General features: G+C 63.8%; 18 protein-coding genes. 4 read left to right on the forward strand and 14 right to left on the reverse strand.

Features of this window, described 5'->3' with window-relative positions:
* Positions 1-56: 56 nt before the first annotated feature.
* The 11 genes from H5P29_RS24565 to H5P29_RS24615 form a co-directional block, all read right to left on the reverse strand.
* Entirely contained in the window at positions 57-1649 is a 1593-nt protein-coding gene (locus tag H5P29_RS24565) for a peptide ABC transporter substrate-binding protein (protein WP_067964419.1), read from the reverse strand.
* A 189-nt stretch (positions 1650-1838) separates the two neighbouring features.
* Positions 1839-3470, reverse strand: a complete 1632-nt coding sequence (locus tag H5P29_RS24570; RefSeq protein ID WP_154385966.1) for an alpha-glucosidase family protein — start codon at positions 3468-3470, stop codon at positions 1839-1841.
* Positions 3467-5488, reverse strand: coding sequence for a glycogen debranching protein GlgX (glgX, locus tag H5P29_RS24575; protein ID WP_154385967.1), 2022 nt, complete (start codon positions 5486-5488; stop codon positions 3467-3469). The genes H5P29_RS24570 and glgX overlap by 4 nt, the downstream gene beginning before the upstream one ends.
* Positions 5489-5693: 205 nt before the next feature.
* Positions 5694-7322 (reverse strand): alpha-D-glucose phosphate-specific phosphoglucomutase, encoded by a 1629-nt coding sequence (locus H5P29_RS24580; RefSeq protein ID WP_067964423.1) that lies wholly within the window; start codon positions 7320-7322, stop codon positions 5694-5696.
* The gene (glgA, locus tag H5P29_RS24585; RefSeq protein ID WP_067964425.1) at positions 7323-8768 is read right to left on the reverse strand and encodes a glycogen synthase GlgA; all 1446 of its coding nucleotides are present in this window, start codon (positions 8766-8768) and stop codon (positions 7323-7325) included. It lies immediately after the preceding gene.
* 3 nt (positions 8769-8771) lie between these two features.
* A complete protein-coding gene (glgC, locus tag H5P29_RS24590; RefSeq protein WP_067964427.1) occupies positions 8772-10034 on the reverse strand; it encodes a glucose-1-phosphate adenylyltransferase in 1263 nt (420 codons plus the stop codon).
* 14 nt (positions 10035-10048) lie between these two features.
* Positions 10049-12265 carry a 1,4-alpha-glucan branching protein GlgB gene (glgB, locus tag H5P29_RS24595; protein WP_154385968.1) on the reverse strand — a complete coding sequence of 739 codons (2217 nt, stop codon included), beginning with the start codon at positions 12263-12265 and terminating at the stop codon, positions 10049-10051.
* A gap of 54 nt (positions 12266-12319) precedes the next feature.
* Positions 12320-14788 (reverse strand): glycogen/starch/alpha-glucan phosphorylase, encoded by a 2469-nt coding sequence (locus H5P29_RS24600; RefSeq protein WP_067964431.1) that lies wholly within the window; start codon positions 14786-14788, stop codon positions 12320-12322.
* A gap of 182 nt (positions 14789-14970) precedes the next feature.
* Entirely contained in the window at positions 14971-15753 is a 783-nt protein-coding gene (locus H5P29_RS24605) for an ATP-binding cassette domain-containing protein (protein ID WP_067964432.1), read from the reverse strand.
* Entirely contained in the window at positions 15753-16835 is a 1083-nt protein-coding gene (locus H5P29_RS24610; RefSeq protein ID WP_067964434.1) for an ABC transporter permease, read from the reverse strand. The genes H5P29_RS24605 and H5P29_RS24610 overlap by 1 nt, the downstream gene beginning before the upstream one ends.
* A gap of 103 nt (positions 16836-16938) precedes the next feature.
* Positions 16939-17970 (reverse strand): sugar ABC transporter substrate-binding protein, encoded by a 1032-nt coding sequence (locus H5P29_RS24615; protein WP_182575801.1) that lies wholly within the window; start codon positions 17968-17970, stop codon positions 16939-16941.
* A gap of 282 nt (positions 17971-18252) precedes the next feature.
* Here H5P29_RS24615 and H5P29_RS24620 point away from each other — a divergent pair, with 282 nt between their 5' ends.
* From H5P29_RS24620 to H5P29_RS24635, 4 genes are all read left to right on the forward strand, one after another.
* Positions 18253-19491 (forward strand): ROK family transcriptional regulator, encoded by a 1239-nt coding sequence (locus H5P29_RS24620; protein ID WP_067964436.1) that lies wholly within the window; start codon positions 18253-18255, stop codon positions 19489-19491.
* A 2-nt stretch (positions 19492-19493) separates the two neighbouring features.
* Positions 19494-19940 carry an RbsD/FucU family protein gene (locus tag H5P29_RS24625; protein WP_067964438.1) on the forward strand — a complete coding sequence of 149 codons (447 nt, stop codon included), beginning with the start codon at positions 19494-19496 and terminating at the stop codon, positions 19938-19940.
* Positions 19937-20860 carry a carbohydrate kinase gene (locus tag H5P29_RS24630; RefSeq protein WP_067964440.1) on the forward strand — a complete coding sequence of 308 codons (924 nt, stop codon included), beginning with the start codon at positions 19937-19939 and terminating at the stop codon, positions 20858-20860. Before H5P29_RS24625 ends, H5P29_RS24630 begins: the two co-directional genes overlap by 4 nt.
* A gap of 233 nt (positions 20861-21093) precedes the next feature.
* Entirely contained in the window at positions 21094-22236 is a 1143-nt protein-coding gene (locus H5P29_RS24635) for a DegT/DnrJ/EryC1/StrS aminotransferase family protein (protein WP_067964442.1), read from the forward strand.
* Between the two features lie 14 nt (positions 22237-22250).
* Here H5P29_RS24635 and cysQ read toward each other — a convergent pair whose 3' ends face one another.
* From cysQ to cysD, 3 genes are read right to left on the reverse strand one after another with little or no spacing between them, the layout of a single operon-like run.
* A complete protein-coding gene (gene cysQ / locus H5P29_RS24640) occupies positions 22251-23102 on the reverse strand; it encodes a 3'(2'),5'-bisphosphate nucleotidase CysQ (RefSeq protein ID WP_154385969.1) in 852 nt (283 codons plus the stop codon).
* On the reverse strand, positions 23053-24990 hold the full coding sequence (gene cysN, locus H5P29_RS24645) for a sulfate adenylyltransferase subunit CysN (protein WP_154385970.1): 1938 nt from the start codon (positions 24988-24990) through the stop codon (positions 23053-23055). The genes cysQ and cysN overlap by 50 nt, the downstream gene beginning before the upstream one ends.
* Positions 24991-24992: 2 nt before the next feature.
* On the reverse strand, positions 24993-25898 hold the full coding sequence (gene cysD / locus H5P29_RS24650; RefSeq protein ID WP_154385971.1) for a sulfate adenylyltransferase subunit CysD: 906 nt from the start codon (positions 25896-25898) through the stop codon (positions 24993-24995).
* Between the last annotated feature and the right edge of the window lie 201 nt (positions 25899-26099).

The raw sequence follows: 26099 nt of genomic DNA on the forward strand, positions 1-26099 counted from the left end.
TCGCAGGTTAGCCGGGACCGCCGCCCCCTTTTTCAGGGGCGGCGGCAGAGCCGGGACTAGTCCTTGCTGACGAAGCGTGAAGGATGAACGTCCATGACGTTCTCGTCGAAGCCCTTGATCTTCGGCGAAACGAGGTTCTTGTAGCTGTAGTAGAGCAGCGGGATCTGGCCGACATCATCGATCAAGATGCGTTCTGCTGCCGCCATTTCCTTCAGGCGTTCTTCCGGCTTGCCGCCAGCGGCGGCTGCCTTGTTCATGGCCTCCTCAAACTTTGGGCTATTGTAGTTCGAGTAGTTGTTGCCGGAAGCCTTGCGCGAGATGCCGAGGAAGCTTTCCGGATCCTTGTAGTCGGCAATCCAGCCCGCACGAGCGACGTCGAAGTCACCCTTCTGCTCGAGATGACCGTAGTGGGTCTTGGTGTCGGTGTTGAGCAGCGTCACCTCGATGCCGAGCGGCTTGAGCTGCTCCTGGATCGCGACTGCCGTGTTCTTGTGGTTCTCCGACGTGTTGTAGCGGATTTCCATCTTCAGCGGCTTGTCGGGGCCGTAGCCGAGCTTCTCGAGAACCTTCTTGGCTTCATCCTCGCGGTCGATCTGCGACTTGTCGGCGAAGGTCGCCAGTGCCGAAGTGTAGCCTTCGATACCGGGCGGCACCATCGAGTAGCCGGGGATCATCGAGTTCTGCCAGACCTTCTCGGCCAGGAAGTCGCGGTCGATGGCCATCGACACTGCATTGCGCAGCTCGACATTGTCCCACGGCGCCTTGTCCGTCTTGATCGCGTAGTAGTAGGTGCCGAGATAGGCGCCGATACGCAGCTGATCGCCGAATTTGGCCTTCAGGTCAGCCATCTGCTCGGTCGGGATATCGTCGTTGCTGTCGAGTTCGCCAGCCTCGAAGCGCTTGATGGCGGTCGAGCGGTCTTCCGTCGGGAAGTAGTTGACGGCGTCGAGCTTCACATTGGCGGCGTCATGGAACTTCGGGTTCTTGACCAGCTTGATGTGATCGTTCGGGACGAATTCAGCGAGCGTGAACGCGCCGTTGGAAACCAGGTTGCCCGGCTTGATCCAATCGGCGCCGAGCTTGTCGATGGCGGCCTTGTTGACCGGATAGGTCGACTGGTGCGTCAGCATTTCGAGGAAGTATGGGGTCGGTGCCTTGAGGGTCACTTCGAAGGTGTTGGCATCGACTGCCTTGACGCCGAGTTCTTCGGGCTTGGCCTTGCCGGTGTTCACTTCTTCGCCGTTCTTCACGACATAGAGCATCGAAGCATATTCGGCGCCGGTGGCCGGATCCTCGAGGCGGCGGAAGGAGTAGACGAAGTCTTCGGCGGTAACCGGGCTGCCATCCGACCAGGTAGCGCCCTGACGGAGCTTGAAGGTGTAGACGGTGCCGTCGTCCGAAACGGTCCAGCTCTCGGCTGCACCCGGAATGATTTCGGCATTCTGGTCCTGCATGACAAGACCTTCGAACAGGTCGCGCAGGATGTGGGCTTCATAGACCGTCGATGTCTTGTGCGGATCCAGCGATTCCGGATCGGCCGAATTGCCGCGATTGAAGACGACCTCCGCAAAAGCCGGAACGGACAACGCTCCAGCAGACAGCGCAAGCGTCGTAGCGAACACTGTCGCTTTCAGCATGTTCTTCAGCATGTGTTACTTCTCCCAAATAGGCGTGTTCCCCGTAAACACGGCCTCGCCTGGTTAGCGCCCGAATGCCGGATCTGTCCGGTTTCGTTGAGCGAGCCGGCAGCTCCCTACCGCCAGCGGTGGCTGACACTAGACACGACAATTTTTATTTTCAACACGACTCGTGCTCACCTAAAGTCAACTTGAGCGAGTTCAAACTAAGCGCCCGATAAAGTAATCGAGCGGCGCCAAGGTGATACGGTCTTTTTCGACTTCACCCAAAGCTCCGGGAAACGGCACCGGGCTCAAGCCGCCAAGCCTTGCCGGAACTGGCCATGACGCCGCTTTCTCGGAAAAATTGAACACGCACAGCAGCCGTTCGGCCCCTTCCTCACGCAGGAAAGCGAGCACGTCGCCCTTGGTTTCCAGCAGCTCAATCGAGCCGTGGATAAGTGGCGGAAGCGTCCTGCGCGCCGCGAGCACCGCCCTGTAACGACACAGAACTGATTCCGCGTCGCGCTGCTGGCGGTCGACCGCCAGGGCACGATGGGCAGCCGAAATCGGCAGCCAGGGCTTGCCGTCGGAGAAGCCACCCTGCTCTGCCTGGGCCTCCCACACCATCGGCGTGCGGCAGCCGTCGCGGCCCTTGTAACCCGGCCAGAAGCGGATGCCGTAAGGATCGCGCAAGTCTTCGAAAGCAACGTCGGCTTCTTCAAGACCAAGCTCCTCGCCCTGGTAGATGCAGATCGAACCGCGCAGGCAGGCAAGCAGGGCAATGGAGAATTTGGCCACCGCCTCCGGGTCGCCGCCGGGCCGCGTCCAGCGCGTGACATGGCGGATGACGTCATGGTTGGAGAAGGCCCAGCAGACCCAGCCGTCGGTCACCGCCGCCTCGAAATCGGCAATGCATTTGCGGACGTGGGCGGCGGAGAATTTCGGGCCAAGCAGGTCGAATGTGTAGCACATATGCAGCTTGTCGCCGCCCGAGGTGTAGGCCGCCACCGTCTGCAGCGAGCGCTCGCCGTCGCCGACCTCACCGACCGAACTGCGACTGCCATATTCGTCGAGCACGGCGCGAAAGCGCTCGAGAAAGGCGATGTTTTCCGGCCGCGTCTTGTCGAACAGATGGTCCTGGTACTCGTAGGGATTGGCTTCCTCGTTCTCGCCGGCAACGCTTTTCGCCAAGGGCGGGTTGTCGCGCAGCCACTTGTCGTGGACGTAGAAATTCACCGTGTCGAGCCGGAAGCCGTCGACCCCCCGATCGAGCCAGAAGCGAACCGTTTCCAGAAGCGCTGCCTGCACTTCGGGATTGTGGAAGTTGAGATCCGGCTGCGAGGCGAGGAAATTGTGCTGGTAATATTGCTTGCGCGTCGAATCCCACTCCCAGCCCGGACCGCCGAAGATCGACAGCCAGTTGTTCGGCGCGGTGCCGTCGGGCTTGGGCTGGGCCCAGACATACCAGTCGGCCTTGGGATTGTCGCGGCTCATCCGGCTTTCGACGAACCAGGGATGCTTGTCGGACGAGTGCGACAGCACCTGGTCGATGATGATCTTCAGCCCGAGGCGGTGCGCCTCCGATATCATCGCGTCGAAGTCGGCGAGCGTGCCGAACATCGGATCGACGTCACAATAATCGGAGACGTCGTAGCCCATGTCGGCCATCGGCGACTTGAAGAAGGGCGACAGCCAGACCGCATCGACGCCCAGCGAGGCGATATGCGGCAGGCGCCTGGTGATGCCGGCGAGATCGCCGCTGCCGTCGCCGGTGCTGTCCTGGAACGAGCGCGGATAGACCTGGTAAATGACGCAGCCGCGCCACCAGTCGGCACCGGATTGCTGGGTCATGGCTGATCTCCTGGGCTTTCGGCCTGAGGCCGTTCGATCGCAAATGAAACGCTGCGCGCCGGCACGGCAAAACGCCCGCCGCCCGGATGTGCCCCGGCCATCGCCTGTCGCCATTCGAAGGCCGAACGCGCAGGCAGGGCAAAATGGACATCGCGCCGCGCGCCGTTGATCATGACGGCAAGCCGGCCGCCCTCTGCGGCACCATTGCCCAGAAGCATCGTCAGGCGGTGACGGTCGGGTTCATGCCAGTTGGCGTCGCTCATCGCCCGGCCGGCCTCGGTCAGCCATTCGACGTCCGCCACCTGCGCGCCATCAGGGACTGCGCCGCTGAGGAAGCCGACTTGCGCCAGCGCCGGCACCTCTCGCCTCAGCTTGCCAAGTTCAGCAACGAAGTCCTCCAGGGCGACGTCACGCTCGGCCCAGTCGAGCCAGGTCAGTTCGTTGTCCTGGGCGTAGGCATTGTTGTTGCCGCGCTGGCTCCGGCCGAATTCGTCTCCCGCCGTCAGCATGATGGCGCCGCGCGAGGCAAACAGCGTCGCCAGCAAGGCGCTGATATCGCGACTGCGCTCGGCCGATATCTCGGGATCGCCGCTCTCGCCCTCGACGCCGTTGTTCCAGGAAAAGTTCTCGTTGTGGCCGTCGTGGTTGTGTTCGCCATTGGCCTCGTTGTGCTTGCGCTCGTAGCGGACGAGGTCGGCGACCGTCATGCCGTCATGGGCGGCAATGAAGTTCACCGTCCGCGTCTGCGCCCCGCCGCCGAAGCTGTCGGAGGATCCGGCGAGCCGTGTCGCCAGCGCGCCGACCAAACCGCGGTCGCCGCGCCAGAAACGCCTGACGTCGTCGCGGTAGCGGTCGTTCCATTCGAGAAACTCCGGGGGAAAGCCGCCAAGCCGGTAGCCGTTGTGGCCGATGTCCCAGGGTTCGGCGATCAGGACGCGGTCGCCGATAACGGGGTCCCGCCGCATCGCCTGCAACAACGGTGCGTCAGCACTGAATTCACCGCCGACCCGCCCCAGCACCGGCGCGAGATCGAAGCGGAAGCCGTCGATGCCGGCGTGGACGATGAAATGCCGCAAGCTATCGAGCACGAGTTCCCCGACCACCGGATGGTCGCAGGCGAGCGTGTTGCCGGTTCCGGTGTCGTTGGCATAACGGCCGGGATCGTCGACCGCCGGACGATAGTAGGCGCCATTGTCCAAGCCGCGCAGCGACAGGGTCGGCCCGAATTCATCGCTTTCGGCGGTGTGGTTGAAGACCAGGTCGAGGATCACGCCGATGCCGGCGGCATGCAGTGCCGCCGTCGTCTCGCTGAGATCGGCCAGGCCGCCGGGCGCCAGGCGCGGGTCGAGCGCCATGAAGGTCACCGGATTGTAGCCCCAGGCATTGCTGAGGCCGAGGCGCGGCAAGTGGCGTTCGTCCATCGTCGCCGTCACCGGCATCAGCTCGACCGCCGACACGCCGATCTTCAACAGATGGTCGATGATGACAGGCTCGGCCAGCGCCCGGATGGTGCCGCGCAGGCGCTTGGGCACATCGGGATGGCGCAGGGTGAAGGCGCGGACCGGCACCTCGTAGATCAACCCGCCCGGCCGAAACGCCGATGCTGCGTGCGGCACGATGGGCAGCCTCTCGGCCACAGCCTTAGGCATCAGCCCGGCACTGTCGCCGCCCTGCCCCCTCGGGGCCGCAAGCCGGCCGTCATAGCGATAGGACCGGTCGAGCCTGAGCGCATAAGGATCGACCAGCAGCTTGTCGGGATCGAACCACAAGCCATTGTCGGGCGCATATGGCCCGTCGGCGCGAAAGCCGTAGCGGGTGCCTGCGCCCAGTCCCGGGACATCAAGGGCGAAAACGCCGTCGTCACTGCGGGGCATTTCCAGCCGGGCCGTCTCCGCCTTGCCGTCGGCGTCGTAGACAGACACCCAGATGCGTTCGGCGGCGCCGGACCAGACGGCAAAACGGATACCGTCATCGGTTACCGTCGCGCCGAGAGCCGGGGTGCTGCGACCCTGGATCATCGGGCAGCACCGGTGCGGCCAGCCAATCTCCCCCCTTGTGGGGGAGATGTCCGGCAGGACAGAGGGGGGCGCGAAGGATCGCGACCTCTCCGGACAGGGAGCAGGCTCGTCCGGCAAACGTCGGAGGAAAGCGCTCTACGTTGCCCCCCTCTGTCCTGCCGGACATCTCCCCCACGAGGGGGGAGCTCAGCCGAAATCGACCATTTCACGTAATCACGCTCGGCTTGTCGCGGCCGGTGTGGCTGCGGATGCCGGCGATGTCGTCGGCGGCCTTGATCAGGTCGGCAAGTGCGGCCTGCGTGTCCTGCCCGTGCCGCGCCGGATCGGGTTCGTAGCGCTCGATATAGACGCGCAAGGTGGCGCCCGAGGTGCCGGTGCCCGACAGGCGGAAGACGACACGCGAACCGCCTTCGAACAGCACGCGGATGCCCTGGTTCCTGCTCACCGAGCCGTCGACAGGATCGTTGTAGGCAAAGTCGTCGGCACTGGCGATCTTCATGCCCTGAACGCTGGTTCCCGGCAGCGACGCCAGCTTGCCGCGCAGGGCGTCGACCAGCGCATTGGCCTTGTCGGTCTCGACCTCTTCATAGTCATGGCGCGAATAATAGTTCTGGCCATAGGTCGCCCAATGCTTGGCGACGATGTCCTTGGCGCTCTCGCCGCGCACGGCAAGAATGTTGAGCCACAAAAGCACCGCCCACAGCCCGTCCTTCTCGCGGACATGGTCTGAACCGGTGCCGGCACTCTCCTCGCCGCAGATCGTCGCCATGCCGGCGTCGAGCAGATTGCCGAAGAACTTCCAGCCGGTCGGCGTCTCGTACATGCCGATGCCGAGCTTCTCGGCAACCCGGTCGGCGGCACCGCTGGTCGGCATCGAGCGGGCGATGCCCTTGAGGCCGGCCTTGTAGCCCGGCGCGAGATGGGCGTTGGCCGCCAGCATCGCCAGCGAATCCGACGGCGTGATGAAGATGCCGCGGCCGATGATCAGGTTGCGGTCGCCGTCGCCGTCCGAAGCGGCGCCGAAATCAGGCGCATCAGGCCCCATCATCTCGTCATAGAGATGCTTGGCGTGGACCAGGTTCGGATCGGGATGGTGGCCGCCGAAATCCTCCAGCGGCACGAAGTTGCGGGCGGTGCCCTCGGCAGCGCCGAGGCGGCGCTCGAGGATCTCCTTGGCGTAGGGGCCCGTCACCGCGTGCATGGCGTCGAAACGCATGCGGAAGCCCGACTTGAACAGGGCGCGCAAGGCGTCGAAATCGAACAAAGTCTCCATCAACTCGGCATAGTCGGTGACGGGGTCGACGACCTCGACCTTCATGCCGCCGACCTCGAAGGTGCCTGTTTTGTCGAGATCGACAGCGCCGATGTCGGCGATCCTGTAGGCCGAAATGACCTTGCTGCGGGCATAGATCGCATCGGTCATCTTCTCCGGCGCAGGACCGCCGTTTTCGGCATTGTACTTGATGCCGAAATCCTCGTGCGGGCCGCCGGGATTGTGGCTGGCCGACAGGATCAGCCCGCCAAAGGCCTTGCGTTTGCGGATCAGGTTGGAGGCCGCCGGCGTCGACAGGATGCCGCCCTGCCCGACAACGACGCGGCCGAAGCCGTTGGCCACCGCCATGGCGATGACCTTCTGGATCACCTCGCGATTGTAGAAGCGGCCGTCGCCGCCGACGACCAGCGTCTTGCCGGCGAAACCTTCGAGCGAATCGAACACCGACTGGATGAAGTTCTCGGCATAGTTCGGCTGCTGGAAGACCGGCACCTTCTTGCGCAGGCCCGACGTGCCGGGCTTCTGGTCGGTATAGGGCGTGGTGGCGACGGTGCGAATCATTCAGGCATCCCTTTTTGAGAGAAGCATGCGGTAAAGTGCGGCATATTTCTGGGCGCTGCGGTCCCAGGATACATCCGACTTCATGCCCTGCTTCTGGATTGCCGCCCAGACTGCCGGCTCGGCATGCAGCGCATTGGCCCTCGATATGGCGTGGTGGAAGGCGCCGGCGTCTTCGGGCGCGAACTGGAAACCGGTGGCGACGCCGGCCGCAACCGCTGCCTCGTTGGCGTCGATGACGGTATCGGCCAGCCCGCCGGTGCGCGCGACGATCGGCACGCAGCCATAACGCAGGCCATAAAGCTGGGTCAGGCCGCATGGCTCGAAACGCGACGGGATCAGGATACCGTCGGCGCCGCCCTGCAGCAGATGCGACAGGCCCTCGTCATAACCGATGACGACGCCGACACGGCCGCGATGGCGGGCGGCAGCGGCGAGAAGCGCGCCTTCCAGCCCGGCATCGCCCGAGCCCAGTATCGCCAGCCGCGCGCCGGAGGCGACCACCGGATCGATGATGGTCGAAAGAATGTCGATGCCCTTCTGCCAGGTCAGGCGGCTGACGACGCAATAGATCGGACCGTCGTCACGATCGAGCGTCATGCGCTCTTCGATCGCCCGCTTGTTGGCCTTGCGCCCCTTCAGGCTCTTGGACGTGTAGGTGGCCGCAAGATGGGTGTCGGTCTCCGGGTTCCAGATGTCGTCGTCGATGCCGTTGACGATGCCGTAAAGGTCGGGCGAGCGCAGGTTGATCAGCCCGTCGAGCCCCATGCCGAAGGCCGGAGTGCGAATTTCCTGGGCGTAGGTCGGGCTGACGGTGGTGATCGCCCACGCTGCCTGCAGGCCGGCCTTGAGGAAGCCGACGCCGCCATAATATTCGACGCCGTCGAGCGCCATCGCCTGCTGCGGCAGGCCGAGGCCGGCAAAGATGCTGGCGCCGAACTGCCCCTGGAAGGCGAGGTTGTGCACCGTCATGACAGACGGCACATCAGCCGCCTCGCCATAACGCATATAGGCAAGCGTCATCGCCGACTGCCAGTCATGGGCGTGCACGATGTCGGGCCTGTAGTCCTTGACCACACCCGCAGCGATGTCGGCGCCGACACGGCCGAGTGCTGCAAAGCGCCGCCAATTGTCCTGCCAATCGGCACCGGTGACGTCGCCATAGGGTCCGCCGGGCCGGTCGAACAGATGCGGCGCGTCGAGCACCAGCATGTCGAGGCCGGCGATCTCGGCTGAATGGAGCGCTGCCTTGCCGCCTTGCAAGGCGGGGTAGTGATGAACCGTCTTTTTCTTCTTCAGCGCGTTCATCACCACGGGATAACCCGGCACCAGGCTGCGGGTGGCGACGCCGAGCCCGGCAAGTGCCGCCGGCAAGGCGCCGGTGACGTCGGCCAGCCCGCCGGTCTTGATCAGCGGGAAGATCTCGGGCGTGACCGAAAGCACCTGCACCGGTTACGACTCCAGCCTGTTGATCATGTCCTGGGTGATCAGGCAGATGCCTTTTTCCGAGACGCGGAAACGCTTGGCGTCGAGCACCGGATCCTCACCGACGACAAGTCCCTCCGGTATCTGGACGCCATGATCGATGACGACCCGTTTGAGCCGCGCATTGCGGCCGACATAGCAGGCCGGCAGCATCACCACATCCTCGAGCGTCGAATAGGAATTGATGCGCGCGCCGGTGAAGATCAGGCTGCGCTTCAGCGAGGCGCCCGAGACGATGCAGTCGCCCGAGACCAGTGACGATATGGCGGACCCGCGCCGGCCGTCCTCGTCATGGACGAACTTGGCCGGCGGCGTCAGTTCCGAATAGGTCCAGATCGGCCAGTCGCGATCATAGAGGTCGAGTTCGGGCGTGATGTCGGTGAGGTCGATATTGGCTTCCCAATAGGCGTCGACGGTGCCGACGTCGCGCCAGTAGGCCTCGCCTTCCATGCTCGAGCGCACGCAGGACTTGGCGAAACGATGGGCGACGGCTTTGCCGTGCTGGACGATGTAGGGAATGATGTCCTTGCCGAAGTCGCGGCTCGATTCCGGTTCGTTGGCGTCGCGGCGCAACTGCTCCATCAGGAACTTGGTCTTGAAGACATAGATGCCCATCGAGGCCAGCGCATAGTCCGGCTTGTCGGGGATGCCGGGCGGATCGGCCGGCTTTTCGATGAAGGAAATAATGTTGTCCTTCTTGTCGACATGCATGACGCCGAAGCCGGTCGCCTCCATGCGCGGCACCTCGAGGCAGCCGACGGTGACGTCGGCGCCGGCGTCGACGTGCTGGCGCAGCATCAGCTCGTAATCCATCTTGTAGATGTGGTCGCCGGCGAGGATGACCATGTATTCGGGGCCGTAAGCCTCGATGATGTCGATGTTCTGGTAGACCGCATCCGCTGTGCCTTCATACCACTGCGTTTCGGAGACGCGCTGGCTTGCAGGCAGGATGTCGAAACTCTCGTTGCGCTCCGGCCTGAGGAAGTTCCATCCACGCTGCAGGTGGCGGATCAGCGAATGCGCCTTGTACTGGGTGGCAACGCCGAGGCGGCGAATGCCCGAGTTCAGCGCATTGGACAGCGCAAAATCGATGATGCGGGTCTTGCCGCCGAAATAGACCGCGGGCTTGGCGCGCCGGTCGGTCAGTTCCTTGAGCCGGCTGCCGCGCCCGCCGGCAAGCACATAGGCCATGGCATCGCGCGCCAGCGGCTGGTTTCTCTTCAGTTCCATGCCATCCTCCCTGCTCAGTCCGCCACAAATTCGAGCATGATCGTCGCGAGCGGCGGCAGAAGCAGCACAGCCGCTGCCCCTCCTCCATCCGTCGGGTGCGCGGTGACCATGCCGCTGTTGCCTTTGCCCGACCCGCCATAGTCCAGCGCGTCGGAGTTGAAGATTTCCCGCCATGTGCCTGGCTTTGGCAGCGGCACGCGATAGCCGTCGCGCAGAACCGGCGTGAAGCTCGAGATGACGGCGATGGGTGCAGCGCCAGGCGCCTTGCGCAGCCAGGCGAAGACGGAGTTCGCGGCATCGTCGACGATCAGCCACTCGAAGCCTTCGGGCTCGCAGTCGCGGGCATGCAGCGCCGGGCGCGAGCGGTAGAGCTGGTTGAGATCACGCACCAGCTGCCAGACACCGCGATGCGGGGCGAAGTCGAGCAGGTTCCAGTCGAGCGCCCTTGCCTCGCTCCATTCCGCGCGCTGGGCAAACTCCTGGCCCATGAACAGGAGCTTCTTGCCGGGATAACCCCACATGAAGGCATAGTAGGCGCGCAAAGTCGCGAACTTCTGCCAGTCGTCGCCGGCCATCTTGGCGAGCAGCGTGCCTTTGCCATGCACGACCTCGTCATGCGACAGCGGCAGGACGAAATTCTCGCTGAAGGCGTAGAGCAGCCCGAAGGTGATCTCGTTGTGATGATGCTTGCGATGCACCGGCTCCTTGGCAAGGTACTCCAGCGTGTCATGCATGAAGCCCATGTTCCATTTGAAGCCGAAGCCGAGCCCGCCTTCATGCACCGGCTGCGACACCTTGGGCCAGGAGGTCGATTCCTCGGCGATGGTCATCACACCGGGATGGGCGCCATAGACAGCCGCATTCATCTTCTGCAGGAAACGCACCGACTCCAGGTTCTCGCGGCCACCGAACTCGTTGGGGATCCACTCGCCTTCCTTGCGCGAGTAGTCGAGATAGAGCATCGAGGCGACCGCATCCACGCGCAGCCCGTCGACATGGTATTTCTCTGCCCAGAACAGGGCGTTGTTGACCAGGAACGACACCACTTCGCGCCGGCCGAAATTGTAGATCGCGGTGTTCCAGTCGGGATGGAAGCCCTGGCGCGGGTCGGCATGCTCGTAGAGTGCTGTGCCATCGAAATGCGCCAGTCCGTGTTCGTCGACGGGGAAATGCGCCGGCACCCAGTCGAGGATGACGCCGATGCCGGCACGATGGGCGCCGTCGACGAAGCGGGCAAAACCTTCGGGTTCACCGAAGCGGGCGGACGGCGCATAAAGCCCCGTCGTCTGGTAGCCCCAGGACGGGTCGTAGGGATGTTCCGAGATCGGCAGGAACTCGATATGGGTGAAGCCGGTGTCGACGGCATAGGGGATCAGCCGGTCGGCCATCTCGTCCCACGACAGGAAGCTGCCGTCGTCGCGGCGCTGCCATGAGCCGGCATGGACCTCATAGATGCTGATCGGCTCGCGCCGATGGTCAGCCGCTTTCCAGTGGGCCCGGTGCGCGGCATCGCCCCATTCATGCGCGGGCGGCATGTCGGTCACAGAGGCGGTTGCCGGGCGCAGTTCCGAGCGGATGGCGAACGGATCGGCCTTGAGCGGCAGCCTGACGCCGCGGGACCCGATCAGCTCGAACTTGTAGGGCCGGCCCGGACCGATGTCGGGCACGAAGATCTCCCAGATGCCGGTGTCCTGGCGCAGGCGCATCGGATGCCTGCGGCCGTCCCAGTCGTTGAAGTCGCCGACCACCGAAACCCGGTGCGCGTTGGGCGCCCAGACGGCGAAATGCACGCCGTCAGCGCCTTCATGCGTAATCAGATGCGCGCCGAGCTTGTCGAACAGGCGGAGATGCGAGCCTTCAGAGATGAAGTAGTCGTCCATCGGCCCGAGCACCGGGCCGAAGCTGTAGGCATCGGTCACCCACCAGTCGCCGCCGGCATTTTTTGCCAGATAACGCAGCGGCTGGCGCTTGCGGATCGACAGCTTGCCTTCGAAGAAACCGGCATCGTTGCGGCGGGCAAGATCGCCGCACGCCTTGCCTTCAATCGTGTGGGCGGTGACGGTCTCGGCATGCGGGATGAAACAACGGGCAAGAAAGCCCTTGCCCGACTGCTGGAGCCCGAGCACCGCGAACGGGTCGCCATGGGTGCCGTTCACGATCGCCTCGATATCGCCGTCCGTGGCTCTGTCGAGCTCCGGTTTCGTTTCGGCGGCCGCGCCGGGCTTCAGCATGTCTTGGTGTCCCCTCCCAGGGTTTCTTCGGCGAGGTCAGTTCATGCAATCACATCAGGCCGGTACGTTCCAGATTTCTTTGGCATATTGACGGATTGTCCGGTCCGAAGAGAACCAGCCGACACGCGCGACATTGCGAATGGCGCGCGCGTACCAGTCCGGGCTGTCGCGCCAGACAGTGTCGACCTGGCGCTGGGCAGCGGCATAAGAATCGAAGTCGGCGGCGACCATGAACCAGTCGTGCTGGTAGAGCCCGTCCATCAGCTCGCGGTAGCGCGCGGGGTCGTCGGGCGAGAACACGCCTGAGGAAATCGCAGCGACCGCCTGCTTGAGTTCAGGCGAACCGTCGATCACCGCCGCCGGCTGGTAGGAGCTGTTGCGGCGCTGGGCAACCTCCTCGGTGGTCAGGCCGAAGATGAAGATGTTGTCGTCGCCGACATGCTCCTTGATCTCGACATTGGCGCCGTCGAGCGTGCCGATGGTGAGCGCGCCGTTGAGCGCGAACTTCATGTTGCCGGTACCGGATGCCTCCATGCCCGCCGTCGAGATCTGCTCCGACAGGTCGGCCGCCGGCATCAGGATCTCGGCGACGCTGACATTGTAGTTCGGCACGAAGACGACCTTGAGCAGCCCGCGCACCGATGGATCGCTGTTGATCACCCTGGCGACGTCATTGGCCAGTTTGATGATCAGCTTGGCGTTGTGGTAGCTCGGTGCCGCCTTGCCGCCGAAGAACTTCACCCGCGGCATCCATTCGCGCTCGGGATGCGAGCGGATCTGGTCGTAGAGCGCCACCGCCTCGATGATGTTCAGCAGCTGGCGCTTGTATTCGTGGATGCGCTTGATCTGGATGTCGAACAGCGCCGACGGATCGACCTTGATGCCCAGCCGCTCGGCGACGAGGTTCGACAGCCGCACCTTGTTGGCGCGCTTGACGGCGGCGAACTTGTCGCGGAACGCGGCATCTCCGGCAAAGCCGTCGAGCTCGCGGATCGCCTCGATGTCGTCAAGGAAGCGGTCGCCGATGGCTTCGCGCGCCAGGCCGGTCAAGCCGGGATTGCACTGGATCAGCCAGCGCCGCGGCGTGATGCCGTTGGTCTTGTTGTTGATGCGGTCGGGATAGAGGCTGTGCAGGTCGGCAAACACCGTTTCCTTCATCAGCTCGGTGTGCAGTGCCGAGACGCCGTTGACGCTGTGCGAGCCGGCGAAGGCAAGATTGCCCATGCGGACGCGGCGCTCGCCATTCTCCTGGATCAGCGAGATACGGCTGATCTGCTCGCCATTGAAGCGGCCGGTCGCCCTGGCTTCGAGCAGAACCTCGGCATTGATGGCGTAGACGATCTGCATGTGGCGCGGCAGAAGCCGCTCGAACAGCGGCACCGGCCAGCTTTCGAGCGCTTCCGGCAAAAGCGTATGGTTGGTGTAGGCAAAGGTCCGCCTGGTGATGTCCCAGGAGGTGTCGAAATCCATGCCATGGACATCCATCAGGAGGCGCATCAGCTCGGGCACGGCGACGGCGGGATGGGTGTCATTGAGGTGGATCGCCGCCTTGTCGGGCAAGGAGATGAGGTCGCCATATTTGCTGATGTGGCGCTGCAGGATGTCCTGCAGCGAGGCCGTCGAGAAGAAATACTCCTGACGCAGCCTGAGCTCCTGCCCCTCCTTGTGCGAGTCGGCGGGATAGAGCACGCGCGACAGCGCGTCGGCCTTATTGCTTTCGGCCAGCGCACCGATGTGGTCGCCGGCATTGAACCTGTCGAGCAGGATCGGATCGAGCGGCATGCCAGACCACAGCCTGAGCGTGTTGACGCGCGCGCCGCGCCAACCCACCACGGGGGTGTCGTAGGCAACCGCCAGCACGCGGTCGGTCGGTTTCCAGACGTGGCGTTCGAGCCGTCCATCCGGTGCGGTGATCGACTCGACCGAACCGCCGAAGCCGACCTCGAAGGCGCGTTCGCGGCGCTCGAATTCCCAGGGATTGCCGTGTTCCAGCCAGGTCTCGGGCAGTTCGACCTGCCAGCCGTCATGGATTTCCTGGCGGAACATGCCGTTGGCGTAACGAATGCCGTAGCCATGGGCCGGAATGTCGACGGTCGCCATGCTTTCCATGAAGCAGGCGGCGAGCCGGCCGAGACCGCCATTGCCGAGTGCCGCGTCGGGCTCGAGCCTGGCGATGACATCGAACTCGACGCCGAGCGAGGCCAGCGCCTGGCGCATCGCGTCCATCAGGCCGAGATTGGAGAAGGCGTCGCGCATCAGCCGGCCGATCAGGAACTCCAGCGAGAGGTAATAAACCCGCTTGGCGCTCTGGTCGTAGGCCTCCTTGGTCGAGGAGATCCACTCGTCGACGATGCGGTCGCGCACCACCTTGATCGATGCGGTCAGCCAGTCATAGTCGGTCGCAACCGTGGCGTCCTTGCCGAGCCGGTACTTCAGCGCGCTGAGGATTTCGGCAGCCAGGGCCTCGGGGCTGGTATCGCCAAGCGGCGGTTCGGGGATTTTGGGGGTCACTGCGCGGGTCATCTCGCCTCTCGCATGTTGTTCGGCCACCGTTCTTCTGCCTCCCTTGCCGACACCTGTCCTCCCACACGCATGTTAGCTATTCCGAATGCGATCTCAATCGATTTAAATCTCCGCGTCAATATCTCACGACGCGGAGACAGGGGGATCTCGCGAGCGGAGACCCCCAGGTTTAGGCCGGCCGGTCAGGCAGCGATGGCCGCTTCCGGCGGCGCCTTGGCGCCGGTCATGAAAGCCACCGCATCGGACATCGAGTATTCCTTCGGATCGATGACCGTCAGCCGGCGGCCGAGGCGGTGGATATGGATGCGGTCGGCGACCTCGAAGACATGCGGCATGTTGTGCGAGATCAAGACAATCGGCAGGCCGCGCCGCTTGACGTCGAGGATCAGTTCGAGCACGCGCCGGCTTTCCTTGACGCCAAGGGCCGCCGTCGGCTCGTCCATGATCACCACCTTGGAGCCGAAGGCAGCCGCGCGTGCCACCGCCACACCCTGACGCTGGCCGCCGGACAGCGTTTCGACAGCCTGGCTGATGTTCTGGATGGTCATCAGGCCAAGTTCGGTCAGCTTTTCGCGCGCCCGCTTTTCCATCGCGCCCCGGTCGAGCATGCGGAACCAGTTGCCCATGATGCCGGGCTTCCGGATCTCGCGGCCGAGGAACATGTTGTCGGCGATCGACAGCGCCGGCGACAAAGCGAGATTCTGGTAGACCGTCTCGATGCCGGCGTCGCGCGCCTCCATCGGCGACTTGAAGTGGACCGGCTTGCCTTCAAGCAGGATCTCGCCTTCGTCGGGCGTGACCGCGCCTGAGATCGCCTTGATGAGCGACGACTTGCCGGCGCCGTTGTCGCCGATCACAGCCAGGATTTCGCCCGGATAGAGATCGAAGTCGGCATTGTTGAGGGCAGTGACGCGGCCATAGCGCTTGACCAGCCCACGGGCGGTGAGAAGAGGTTCGGTAGCCATCAGCCTGCAACCTTTCTGATCCACTGGTCGATTGCGACCGCGATGATGATGAGGGTGCCGATCAACAGATAGGTCCATTGCGGATCGGTGCCGATGAGGCGCAGGCCGAGCTGGAACACGCCGACGATCAGCGCGCCGAACAGCATGCCGAGGATCGAGCCGCGTCCGCCGAACAGCGAGATGCCGCCGATCACCACCGCAGTGATGGATTCGATGTTGGCGAACTGGCCTGCCGTCGGCGACACCGAGCCGATGCGGCCGATGAGCATCCAGCCGCCGAGCGCGCAGACCAGGCCGGAGATGACATAGACCGAAATCAGCACCCTGTTGACACGCACGCCGGAAAGCTGGGCGGCCTCGGGATCGTCGCCAATGGCATAGACATGCCGGCCCCAGGCGGTGTGATTCAGGATGTACCAGAGGACGGCCACCAACAGCACCATGGCGACGACACCATAGGTGAAGACCGCATTACCGAGCCGAAAATTGGCCCCGAAGAACTGGAGGATCGGAGCCTGGGCCTCGATGTCCTGGGCGCGGATCGTCTCGTTGGCCGAATAGAGGAAATTCGTTGCGAGCACGATCTGCCAGGTGCCGAGCGTGACGATGAAGGGCGGCAGCTTCATGTAGGAGACGAGCACGCCATTGATCCAGCCGCACAATGCGCCGACGGCGAAGCCGCACAGGATCGCCAGCGACGGCGGCAGGCCGTATCGGAACGTGAACTGCCCCATGACCACAGACGACAGCACCATGATAGCGCCGACGGAGAGATCGATGCCGGCGGTCAGGATGACCAGCGTCTGGGCGGCGCCGATGATGCCGGTGATCGCCACCTGCTGCAGGATCAGCGTCATCGAGAAGGCGGAGAAGAACTTGCCGCCGATGATCAGGCCGAACAGCGCGACCGAGGTAACCAGCACGATCAGCGGCACCGCCGCGGGATTGGAGTGCAGGAAATGCTGGATCTTCTCGATTGGCGACCTTGTATGCGTATCGAAGCTGGCCACTGACGTGTCGCTGCCCGAGAGAACCTTCTCGAACTCCTGCGGCCGCCTGGCATCTGCCGAAGCGTCACTCATGTCGATTTCCTCCCATCAGGGATTTCATAGCCCCCTTGTAGGAAGGGCGACCAAGGGGTCGCCCTTCGTCTGCAAGGAAGTGTCTCGCCGTCAGGCGGTCAGATCAACCCCAGCACTTTTCCAGGCCGGTCTTCACGTCGATCGATTCCACGCCGGTGGCCGGCTTGTCGGTCACGAGCGAAACGCCGGTGTCGAAGAAGTCCTTGCCTTCGGTCGGCTTGGGCTTCTCGCCGCTGTCGGCGAACTTCTTGATCGCCTCGATGCCGAGAGCGGCCATCATCAGAGGATACTGCTGCGAGGTCGCACCGATGACGCCATCCTGGACGTTCTTGACGCCCGGGCAGCCGCCGTCGACGGAGACGATCAGCACGTTCTTCTCCATTCCCACGGCCTTGAGTGCTTCATAGGCGCCGGCAGCGGCAGGCTCGTTGATGGTGTGGACGACGGTGATGCCCGGATCCTTCTGGAGCAGGTTCTCCATCGCCTTGCGGCCACCTTCTTCATTGCCGTTGGTGACGTCGTGGCCGACGATGCGGGCATCGTCTTCGTCGCCGATCTTGTTGGCGTCCTTCACGTCGATGCCGAAGCCCATCATGAAGCCCTGGTCGCGCAGGACGTCGACGGTCGGCTGCGACGGGGTCAGGTCGAGGAAGGCAACCTTGGCGTCCTTGGCCTTGTCGCCGAGCGTGGCGGCAGCCCACTGGCCGATCAGCTTGCCGGCAAGCAGATTGTCGGTGGCGAAGGTGGCGTCGGCAGCGTCAGCCGGCTCCAGCGGGGTGTCGAGTGCGATGACCAGGATGCCGGCATCGCGCGCCTTCTTGACCGCAGGCACGATGCCCTTGGTGTCGGACGCGGTGATCAGGATGCCCTTGGCACCGTCGGCGATGCAGGTCTCGATCGCCGCGACCTGGCTTTCCGAGTCGCCGTCGATCTTGCCGGCATAACTCTTCAGCGTCACGCCGAGCTCAGTCGCCTTGGCGGTGGCACCTTCCTTCATCTTGACGAAGAAGGGGTTGGTGTCAGTCTTGGTGATCAGGCAGGCGCCGACGTCGGCAGCGGATGCAGGGGCTGCGACAGCGGCGAGCGCGGCAACGGCCGCACCAAAGACAGTCGTCTTCAGAACCGAAAATTTCATAAGGGGCACTCCTCCCAGAACCAAACCATGCACGCCCGTCAGCGGGCCGTGCTCCGGATGCTCGTTCACTCTTCCCAGTCAAGTATCCGGCGCCGACGAAACACCAATCGGGGCCGCCTGTCAATAATTAAATCACTCTTATTTATTATTGACAGGATTGCGGTCGGCCCGCATTCTGCCGCAAAAGAGAATTGCGGATTTTCAGGAAAACCGCTGAGCGGATCTCTGGAGAAGACCGCGGGCGGATCTTCTGAGAAGACCGCGAAGTATGGGAGGAAGCCGGTGGAGGCCGGGAGTTTGAGGCACGGTTCGCCCGATGCTGCGGAGACCCCGCAATTGCGCGGCACCAACCAGAGCGGCATGCGCGACCAGAACGAGCGGCTGGTGCTGTCACTGGTCAGGCAGAGCGGCGCGCTGGCCAAATCCGACATCGCCCGCATGACCGGCCTGTCGGCGCAGACCGTCTCCGTCATCATGCGCGAACTGGAGGTCGAAGGGCTTCTGCTGCGCCAGGAGCCGATCCGCGGCAAGATCGGCCAGCCCTCCATTCCGATGGCGCTCAACCCGGAAGGCGCCTTCTTCATCGGCCTCAAGATCGGTCGCCGCAGCGCCGAACTCGTGCTGATCGATTTTCTCGGCAGAACGCGGGCGATGCTGCAGAATTCCTATGGCTACCCGACGCCTCAGGACACCATCGAATTCGTGAAATCAGGCATCGCCCAGATGCGTGCCGGCCTGACGCGCGAGCAGGACAAGCGCATCGCCGGCCTCGGCGTCGCCATGCCGTTCGAGCTCTGGAACTGGGTCGACACGGCGGGTGCTCCGCGAGAAATCATGGATGCCTGGCGCAACCGCGACATCCGCGCCGACCTGCAGGCGCTGTTTTCCTTCCCCGTCTATCTCCAGAACGACGCCACCTCCGCCTGCGGCGCCGAACTGGTGTTCGGCGACATGGGCGCGCTGCGCGACTTCGTCTATTTCTACATCGGCGCCTTCGCCGGCGGCGGCGTGGTGCTGAACGGCAGGCTCTACAGCGGTCCGACGGGCAATGCCGGCGCGCTCGGCTCGATGCCGGTGCCGGGCCCCGGCGGCAGGCCAACCCAGCTCATCGACGTCGCCTCCATCGCCGTGCTCGAAAAGGCACTGAACGCCAGGGGTATCGAAGCGGCCTACCTCTGGACATCGCCCGAGGAATGGCAAGATCTCGGGCCCGACATGGGCCCCGACCTCGACAACTGGATTACGACCGCCTCGGAGGCGCTTGCCTATGCCATCGTGGCGTCGGCCTCGGTCATCGATTTCGAAAGTGCTGTCATCGACGGCTGGATGCCGGCGTCGATCCGCGCCCGCCTGGTGCAGGCAGTGCAGTCGGCGATCGGCAGGATCGACGTCGAGGGCTTGCGTATCCCGTCCGTCCGCGAGGGCACCGTCGGCATCCATGCGCGCGCCATGGGCGGCGCCAGCCTGCCGCTGTCAGAGCGCTTCCTCATCGGCTCGACCGCACCGTCGCGAGGGGTCTGATCGTGCTCATCAACATTCCCGCCCTGCTCGGACCCGAACTGCTCTTCACCTTGCGGGCGATGGGCCATGGCGACGAGATCGCCATCGTCGACGGCAACTATCCCGCGCTCGAGCATGGTCGCCGCGTCGTCCGCGCCGACGGGCTGGACCTGATCCCGGTGCTCGACGCCGTGCTGCAGGTGCTGCCGGTCGACGATTTCGTGCCGCAGGCGATCTTCCGCTCCTCGGTCAAGGGCGACCCTGACGTGTCCGACCCCGTGCATGGCGAAATCGCAGAGGTCTGTGCCCATCGCGCACCCGGCTTCGCCGTCGTGCCGCTCGCCGGTGATGCCTTCTACGACAGGGTCAAGGCGGCCCACACCATCATTGCCACCAGCGAGCCAAGGCTCTACGCCAATGTCATCGTCCGCAAGGGCGTCATCTATCCAGAGGGAACCGGCAAATCATGATCCTGTGCTGCGGCGAAGCGCTCATCGACATGCTGCCACGGCAAAGTCCCGACGGCGAACCTGCCTTTGCGCCTTATGCCGGCGGTGCGATCTTCAATTCGGCGATCGCGCTCGGGCGCCTGGGCGTGCCGACCGAATTCTTCTCCGGCCTGTCATCCGACCTGTTCGGCCAGCAGATCCGCGACGTGCTCGCAGCGAGCAATGTCGGCTCGCGCCACGCCAATCTGTCGGGACGGCCGACGACGTTGGCCTTCGTCCGGCTCGACAACGGCCACGCCACCTACACCTTCTATGACGAAAACACCGCCGGCCGCATGCTGACCGAGGCCGATCTGCCGAGCCTTGGCGACGACATCGATGCCATGCTGTTCGGCGCGATCAGCCTCATTCCCGAGCCATGCGGTTCCGCCTACGAGGCGCTGATGAAGCGCGAGCACCAGCGCCGCGTCATGATGTTCGACCCCAACATCCGGCCGGGTTTCATCCAGGACAAGCAGGCGCATCTTGGACGCATGCGCCGCATGCTTGTCATGGCCGACATCGTCAAGCTTTCGGACGAGGACCTGGCCTGGTTCGGCGAGACCGGCAGCCATGACGAGATCGCGGCGCACTGGCTGGGCCAGGGCCCGAAGCTGGTGATCGTCACCAGGGGCAGCAAGGGCGCAACCGCCTACAGCGCCAGCCATACCATCTCGGTGACGCCGGAAAAGGTAACGGTGGTCGACACAGTCGGCGCCGGCGACACCTTCAATGCCGGCGTTCTCGCCTCGCTGCACGAACAGAAGATGCTGACCAAGGACGCTGTTGCGGACCTGTCGGAACCAGCCATCGAAGCGGCACTTTCGCTCGGCGCGCGGGCCGCGGCGGTAACCGTATCCAGGGCAGGCGCAAACCCGCCATGGCGGCGCGAACTGGCCTGAATCGGGCGTTTACAGGCGATTTCAGCGATCACTTTATGTTTCGCATCGGCAAGCCGGCTTAAACGCATCTGCCTGAAAGTCCCTGTTTTCCGCCATTTTCGACGCGAAATCGCTGCAACCGAAAGTAACAGGAACCGCAGCCGCGCCCTGCATGCCGCAGGGTGCTCGGCTTTTTCGGGCACCCCAACTCTGCTATCAGCGGCGCGAAGAAACGATTGGGTTTTGGGGCAATAATGCAGTTCATCGATCTCGGCGCGCAGCGCGAACGAATCCGCGACCGTCTGAAGGCGGCCATCGACAAGGTTGTCGATGAAGGACGCTACATCCTCGGTCCGGAAGTCACCGAATTCGAGAACCAGCTCGCCGAATATGTCGGCGTCAAGCATGTGGTCGCCTGCGCCAACGGCACCGACGCGCTGCTGCTGCCTCTGCTCGCCTCCGGCATCGGCCCAGGTGATGCGGTGTTCGTGCCGAGCTTCACCTTCGCGGCCACCGCCGAAGTGGTGGCGCTTGCCAAGGCCGAGCCGGTCTTCGTCGACATCGAGCCGGATACCTACAACATATCCATCGAGAGCCTCGAAGCCGCGATCGCCATGATCAAGGCCGAAGGCCGCCTGAAGCCCAAGGCGATCATCCCGGTGGACCTGTTCGGCATCGCCGCCGACTATGCGGCCATCGATGCGATTGCCAAGCGCGAGAACCTGCTGGTCATCGAGGACGCCGCCCAGTCGATCGGCGGCTCGCAGGACGGCAAGATGTGCGGCGCCTACGGCCATGTCGCCGCCACCAGCTTCTATCCGGCCAAGCCGCTCGGCTGCTATGGCGACGGCGGTGCGATGTTCACCAATGACGACGCGTTCGCAGCCAAGCTGCGTTCCTTCGCCTTCCACGGCAAGGGCGAGACCCAGTACGACAACATCCATGTCGGCCTGAACTCGCGCCTCGACACGCTGCAGGCAGCGATCCTGATCGAGAAGCTGGCGATCCTGGAAGACGAGATGGAGGCGCGTGCGCGCGTCGCCCAGCGTTATGCCGACGGCCTCGGCGATGTGGTGAAAGCCTCGCGCGCACCTTCCGGCGGCCGTTCGGCCTGGGCCCAATACGCCATCGAGACTGCGGACCGAGACGGCCTGAAGCAGCACCTGCAGGCCGAGGGCATTCCGTCGGTCATCTATTACGTGAAGCCGCTGCATGTGCAGGTGGCCTACAGCCACTACCCGCGCACGCCGGGCGGCCTGCCGGTATCCGATGCCGTGCCGGGCACCATCCTGTGCCTGCCGATGCATCCTTACCTCAGCGAAGCCGACCAGGACCGGATCATCACCACGATCCGCAACTATGTCGGCTCCAACTCGGCCAAGATCGCGGCCGAATAAGCGGTAATTTCAGATCAGAACATGAAGGCCGGGTCGATGATCCGGCCGCTCGAGACGAAATGCGGATTGGCGAAATCCGCATCATTGGCCTGGTTGCGCTTGCCATAGACCAGCGGCGCGCCATCCAGCGTATGGGTGGTGCCGCCGGCGGCGCGCAACACCGCATCGCCCGCCGCCGTATCCCATTCCATTGTCCGGCCGAAGCGCGGATAGAGGTCGGCCTCACCAGATGCCAGCAGGCAGAACTTCAGCGACGAGCCGACCGAGACGATCTCGGCGGCATGCACGCGCTTGATGAAGGTTTCGGTCTCGGGTGTCAGGTGCGACCGGCTGGCGACGATGGTCAGCGGCTCACGGCCTTCGCGCACATGAATCTGGCGGCGGCCGGCGGCCACGCCGTCGACGATCTCGAAGGCTTCGGCCTTGCCAGGGCGGCCGGCAAAGAACCGGCCGGTGCAAGGTGCATAGACGACGCCGATTTCGGGCGCGCCGTCGCGGACAAGCGCGATATTGACGGTGAAGTCGGTGCGCCGCTTGACGAATTCCTTGGTGCCGTCGAGCGGGTCGATGACGAAGAAGGCGCGGCCGAGATCGGGCGCAATCACACCCTCCGACGTCTCTTCCTCGGCGACACATGGCACACCTGAAAAGGCCGCGCGCAATCCTTCGAGGATGATCTTTTCAGCAGCCCTGTCGGCCTGCGTGACGGGCGAGGCATCCGCCTTGTCCGTCACCGTGATCTCGGAATTGTAGACCTCCATGATCGCTCGCCCGGCCGCGATGGCCAGGCGTTCGAAGGTCTCCAGTATGGCTTCGTCAGATACCGCCGCCGTCGTCGTATTGATGCTCTGCAAGGTCTCGCTCATTCAGCCAGTGCTCGACGGTCTCGACCATCTCTTCAGGGGTCTTGCCGAGTGTCTGGAGATGAATCTCAGGATTCTCCGGCGTTTCATAGGGCGAATCGACACCGGTGAAGTTCTTTATCGCGCCGGCGAGCGCACGGGCATACAGCCCCTTGGGGTCGCGCTTGGCGCACTCCTCGAACGGCGTGTCGACAAAGACCTCGACGAACTCGCCCTGCCCCATCAATTCGCGCGCCATGCGGCGCTCGGCGCGGAACGGCGAGATGAAGGAGACGATGACGATCAGGCCGGCATCGGCCATCAACTTGGCGACTTCGGCGACGCGGCGGATGTTCTCGACACGATCCTCGTCGGTGAAGCCGAGATCGCGGTTGAGGCCATGGCGGACATTGTCGCCGTCGAGGATGTAGGTGTGGCGGCCGGCCGCGTGCAGCTTCTTTTCCAGCATGTTGGCGACTGTCGACTTGCCCGAACCAGACAGGCCGGTGAACCACAGCACCGCCGGGCGCTGGTTCTTGAGGTCGGCGCGGGCATGGCGGGTCACGTCGAGCGACTGCCAGTGGATGTTTTCAGAACGCCGCAGCGGATGCAGGATCATGCCGGCGCCGACGGTGGCGTTGCTGATCCGGTCGATCAGGATGAAGGCGCCGGTGGTGCGGTTTTCGGCAAAACTGTCGAAGGCGATAGGCGACTGGGTCGAGATGTTGCAGACGCCGACTTCGTTCATCTCCAGTGACTTGGCCGCCTCATGGGCGAAGTCGTTGACGTTGATGCGGTACTTCAGCTCGGTGACGGTGGCGCTTGCCTGGTCGGTCTCGGTGCGCAGGATGTAGGAGCGCCCCGGCAGCAGCGCCTGCTCGTCGAACCAGACGACATTGGCGGCGAACTGGTCGGCGACATCGGGCCGGGCATCAGGCGAAACCAAAAGGTTGCCGCGCGACACCTCGACCTCGTCTTCGAGCACGAGGGTGATGGCCTGGCCAGCAACGGCGCTGCGCAGGTCGCCGCCATGGGCGACGATGCGCTTGACCGTCGACGGCTTGCCTGACTTGGCGACGACGATTTCGTCGCCCTGCGAGATCGATCCGGAGGCGATCGTGCCGGCAAAGCCGCGGAAATCGAGATTGGGCCGGTTGACATATTGCACCGGGAAGCGGAACGGCCGGTCGGTCGCCTCTTCCTCAACGACAACCGTCTCGAGATGCTCGATCAGGGTCGGGCCGGAATACCAGCCCATCTTGTCCGAGCGCCGCGTGACATTGTCGCCGAAGCGCGCCGACATCGGGATCGGCACGATAGACCTGAAGCCGAGGCTTTCGGCGAAGCTGGCATATTCTGCAGTGATGCGGTCGAACACGCCCTGGTCGAAGCCGACGAGGTCGATCTTGTTGATCGCGACGACGATGTTCCTGATGCCGAGCAGCGAGGCGATGATCGAATGCCGGCGCGTCTGGCGCAGCACACCCTGGCGCGCGTCGACGAGAACGATGGCGAGGTCGGCGGTCGAGGCGCCGGTTGCCATGTTGCGGGTGTACTGCTCATGGCCGGGCGTGTCGGCGACGATGAACTTGCGCTTCGGCGTGGCGAAGAAACGGTAGGCGACATCGATGGTGATGCCCTGCTCGCGCTCGGCTTCCAGCCCGTCGACCAGCAATGCGAAATCGACGTCCTCGCCTGTCGTGCCGTGCTTGCGCGAATCGCGCTCGAGGGCTGCGAGCTGGTCTTCGAAGATCTGCTTGGTGTCGGAGAGAAGCCGGCCGATCAGCGTCGACTTGCCGTCATCGACCGAGCCGCAGGTCAGGAAGCGCAGGAGCGACTTCTGCTCCTGGCCGGCGAGATATTCGCGGACGCTCTCGGCGGCCTCGATCTTGGTGGCCATGGCGTGGCGCATTCTCAGAAATACCCTTCGCGCTTCTTCTTTTCCATCGAGCCGGCTTCGTCGCGGTCGATGAGGCGTCCTTGCCGCTCGGAGGTGCGGGCGGTCAGCATCTCGCTGACGATGCCTTCGAGGCTGTCGGCGTCGGATTCGATCGCGCCGGTCAGCGGGTAGCAGCCCAGCGTGCGGAAGCGCACGAGCTTGTTTTCGACCACCTCGCCCGGCCTGAGCTTCATGCGGTCGTCGTCGCGCAGGATCAGCATGCCGTCACGCTCGACCACCGGCCGATGCTTGGCGAAATAGAGCGGCACGATCGGAATGTTTTCCTGCAGGATGTACTGCCAGATATCGAGCTCGGTCCAGTTGGAGAGCGGGAAGACGCGGATCGATTCCCCCTGGGCGACGCGGGTGTTGAAGATCTTCCACATTTCTGGACGCTGGTTCTTCGGGTCCCAGGCATGCTGGGCATTGCGGAAGGAAAAGATGCGCTCCTTGGCGCGCGACTTCTCCTCGTCGCGACGGGCGCCGCCGAAGGCCGCGTCGAAGCCGTATTTGTCGAGCGCCTGGCGCAGGCCGACAGTCTTCATCACATGGGTATGGGTGTTCGAGCCGTGATCGAACGGATTGATGTTGTCGCGGACGCCGTCCGGATTGACATGGACCAGGAGGTCGAAGCCGAGCTCGCGCGCCATCGCGTCGCGGAACTCGATCATCTCGCGGAACTTCCACGTCGTGTCGACATGCAGGAAGGGGAATGGCGGCTTGGCGGGGTAGAAGGCCTTCATCGCCAGATGCAGCAGGACCGAGGAATCCTTGCCCACGGAATAGAGCATCACAGGCTTGGTGAAAGTGGCGGCAACCTCACGGAAAATGTGGATCGCCTCCGCCTCGACACGGTCCAGGTGAGTCAGTCTGGCAAGCATTGAAAAGCCTTCGGAAATCGTTCCATGGCCGCGGTTTGAGTGCCGAAACGACCGATTGGCTGCAGTTTCGCACAAATTAGCGGTGTCGCAAGCAGGACACGACCAAAAACCACCGCCTGCACAGTCAGTTTTTGCCCGCCTTCCGCATCTTCTGGAATGCAATTCCCCGGCACGCTTGAACAGCTGATCCTGGCGCGAAAT

Source organism: Aminobacter sp. MDW-2 (genome assembly GCF_014250155.1).
Lineage (GTDB): Bacteria > Pseudomonadota > Alphaproteobacteria > Rhizobiales > Rhizobiaceae > Aminobacter > Aminobacter ciceronei.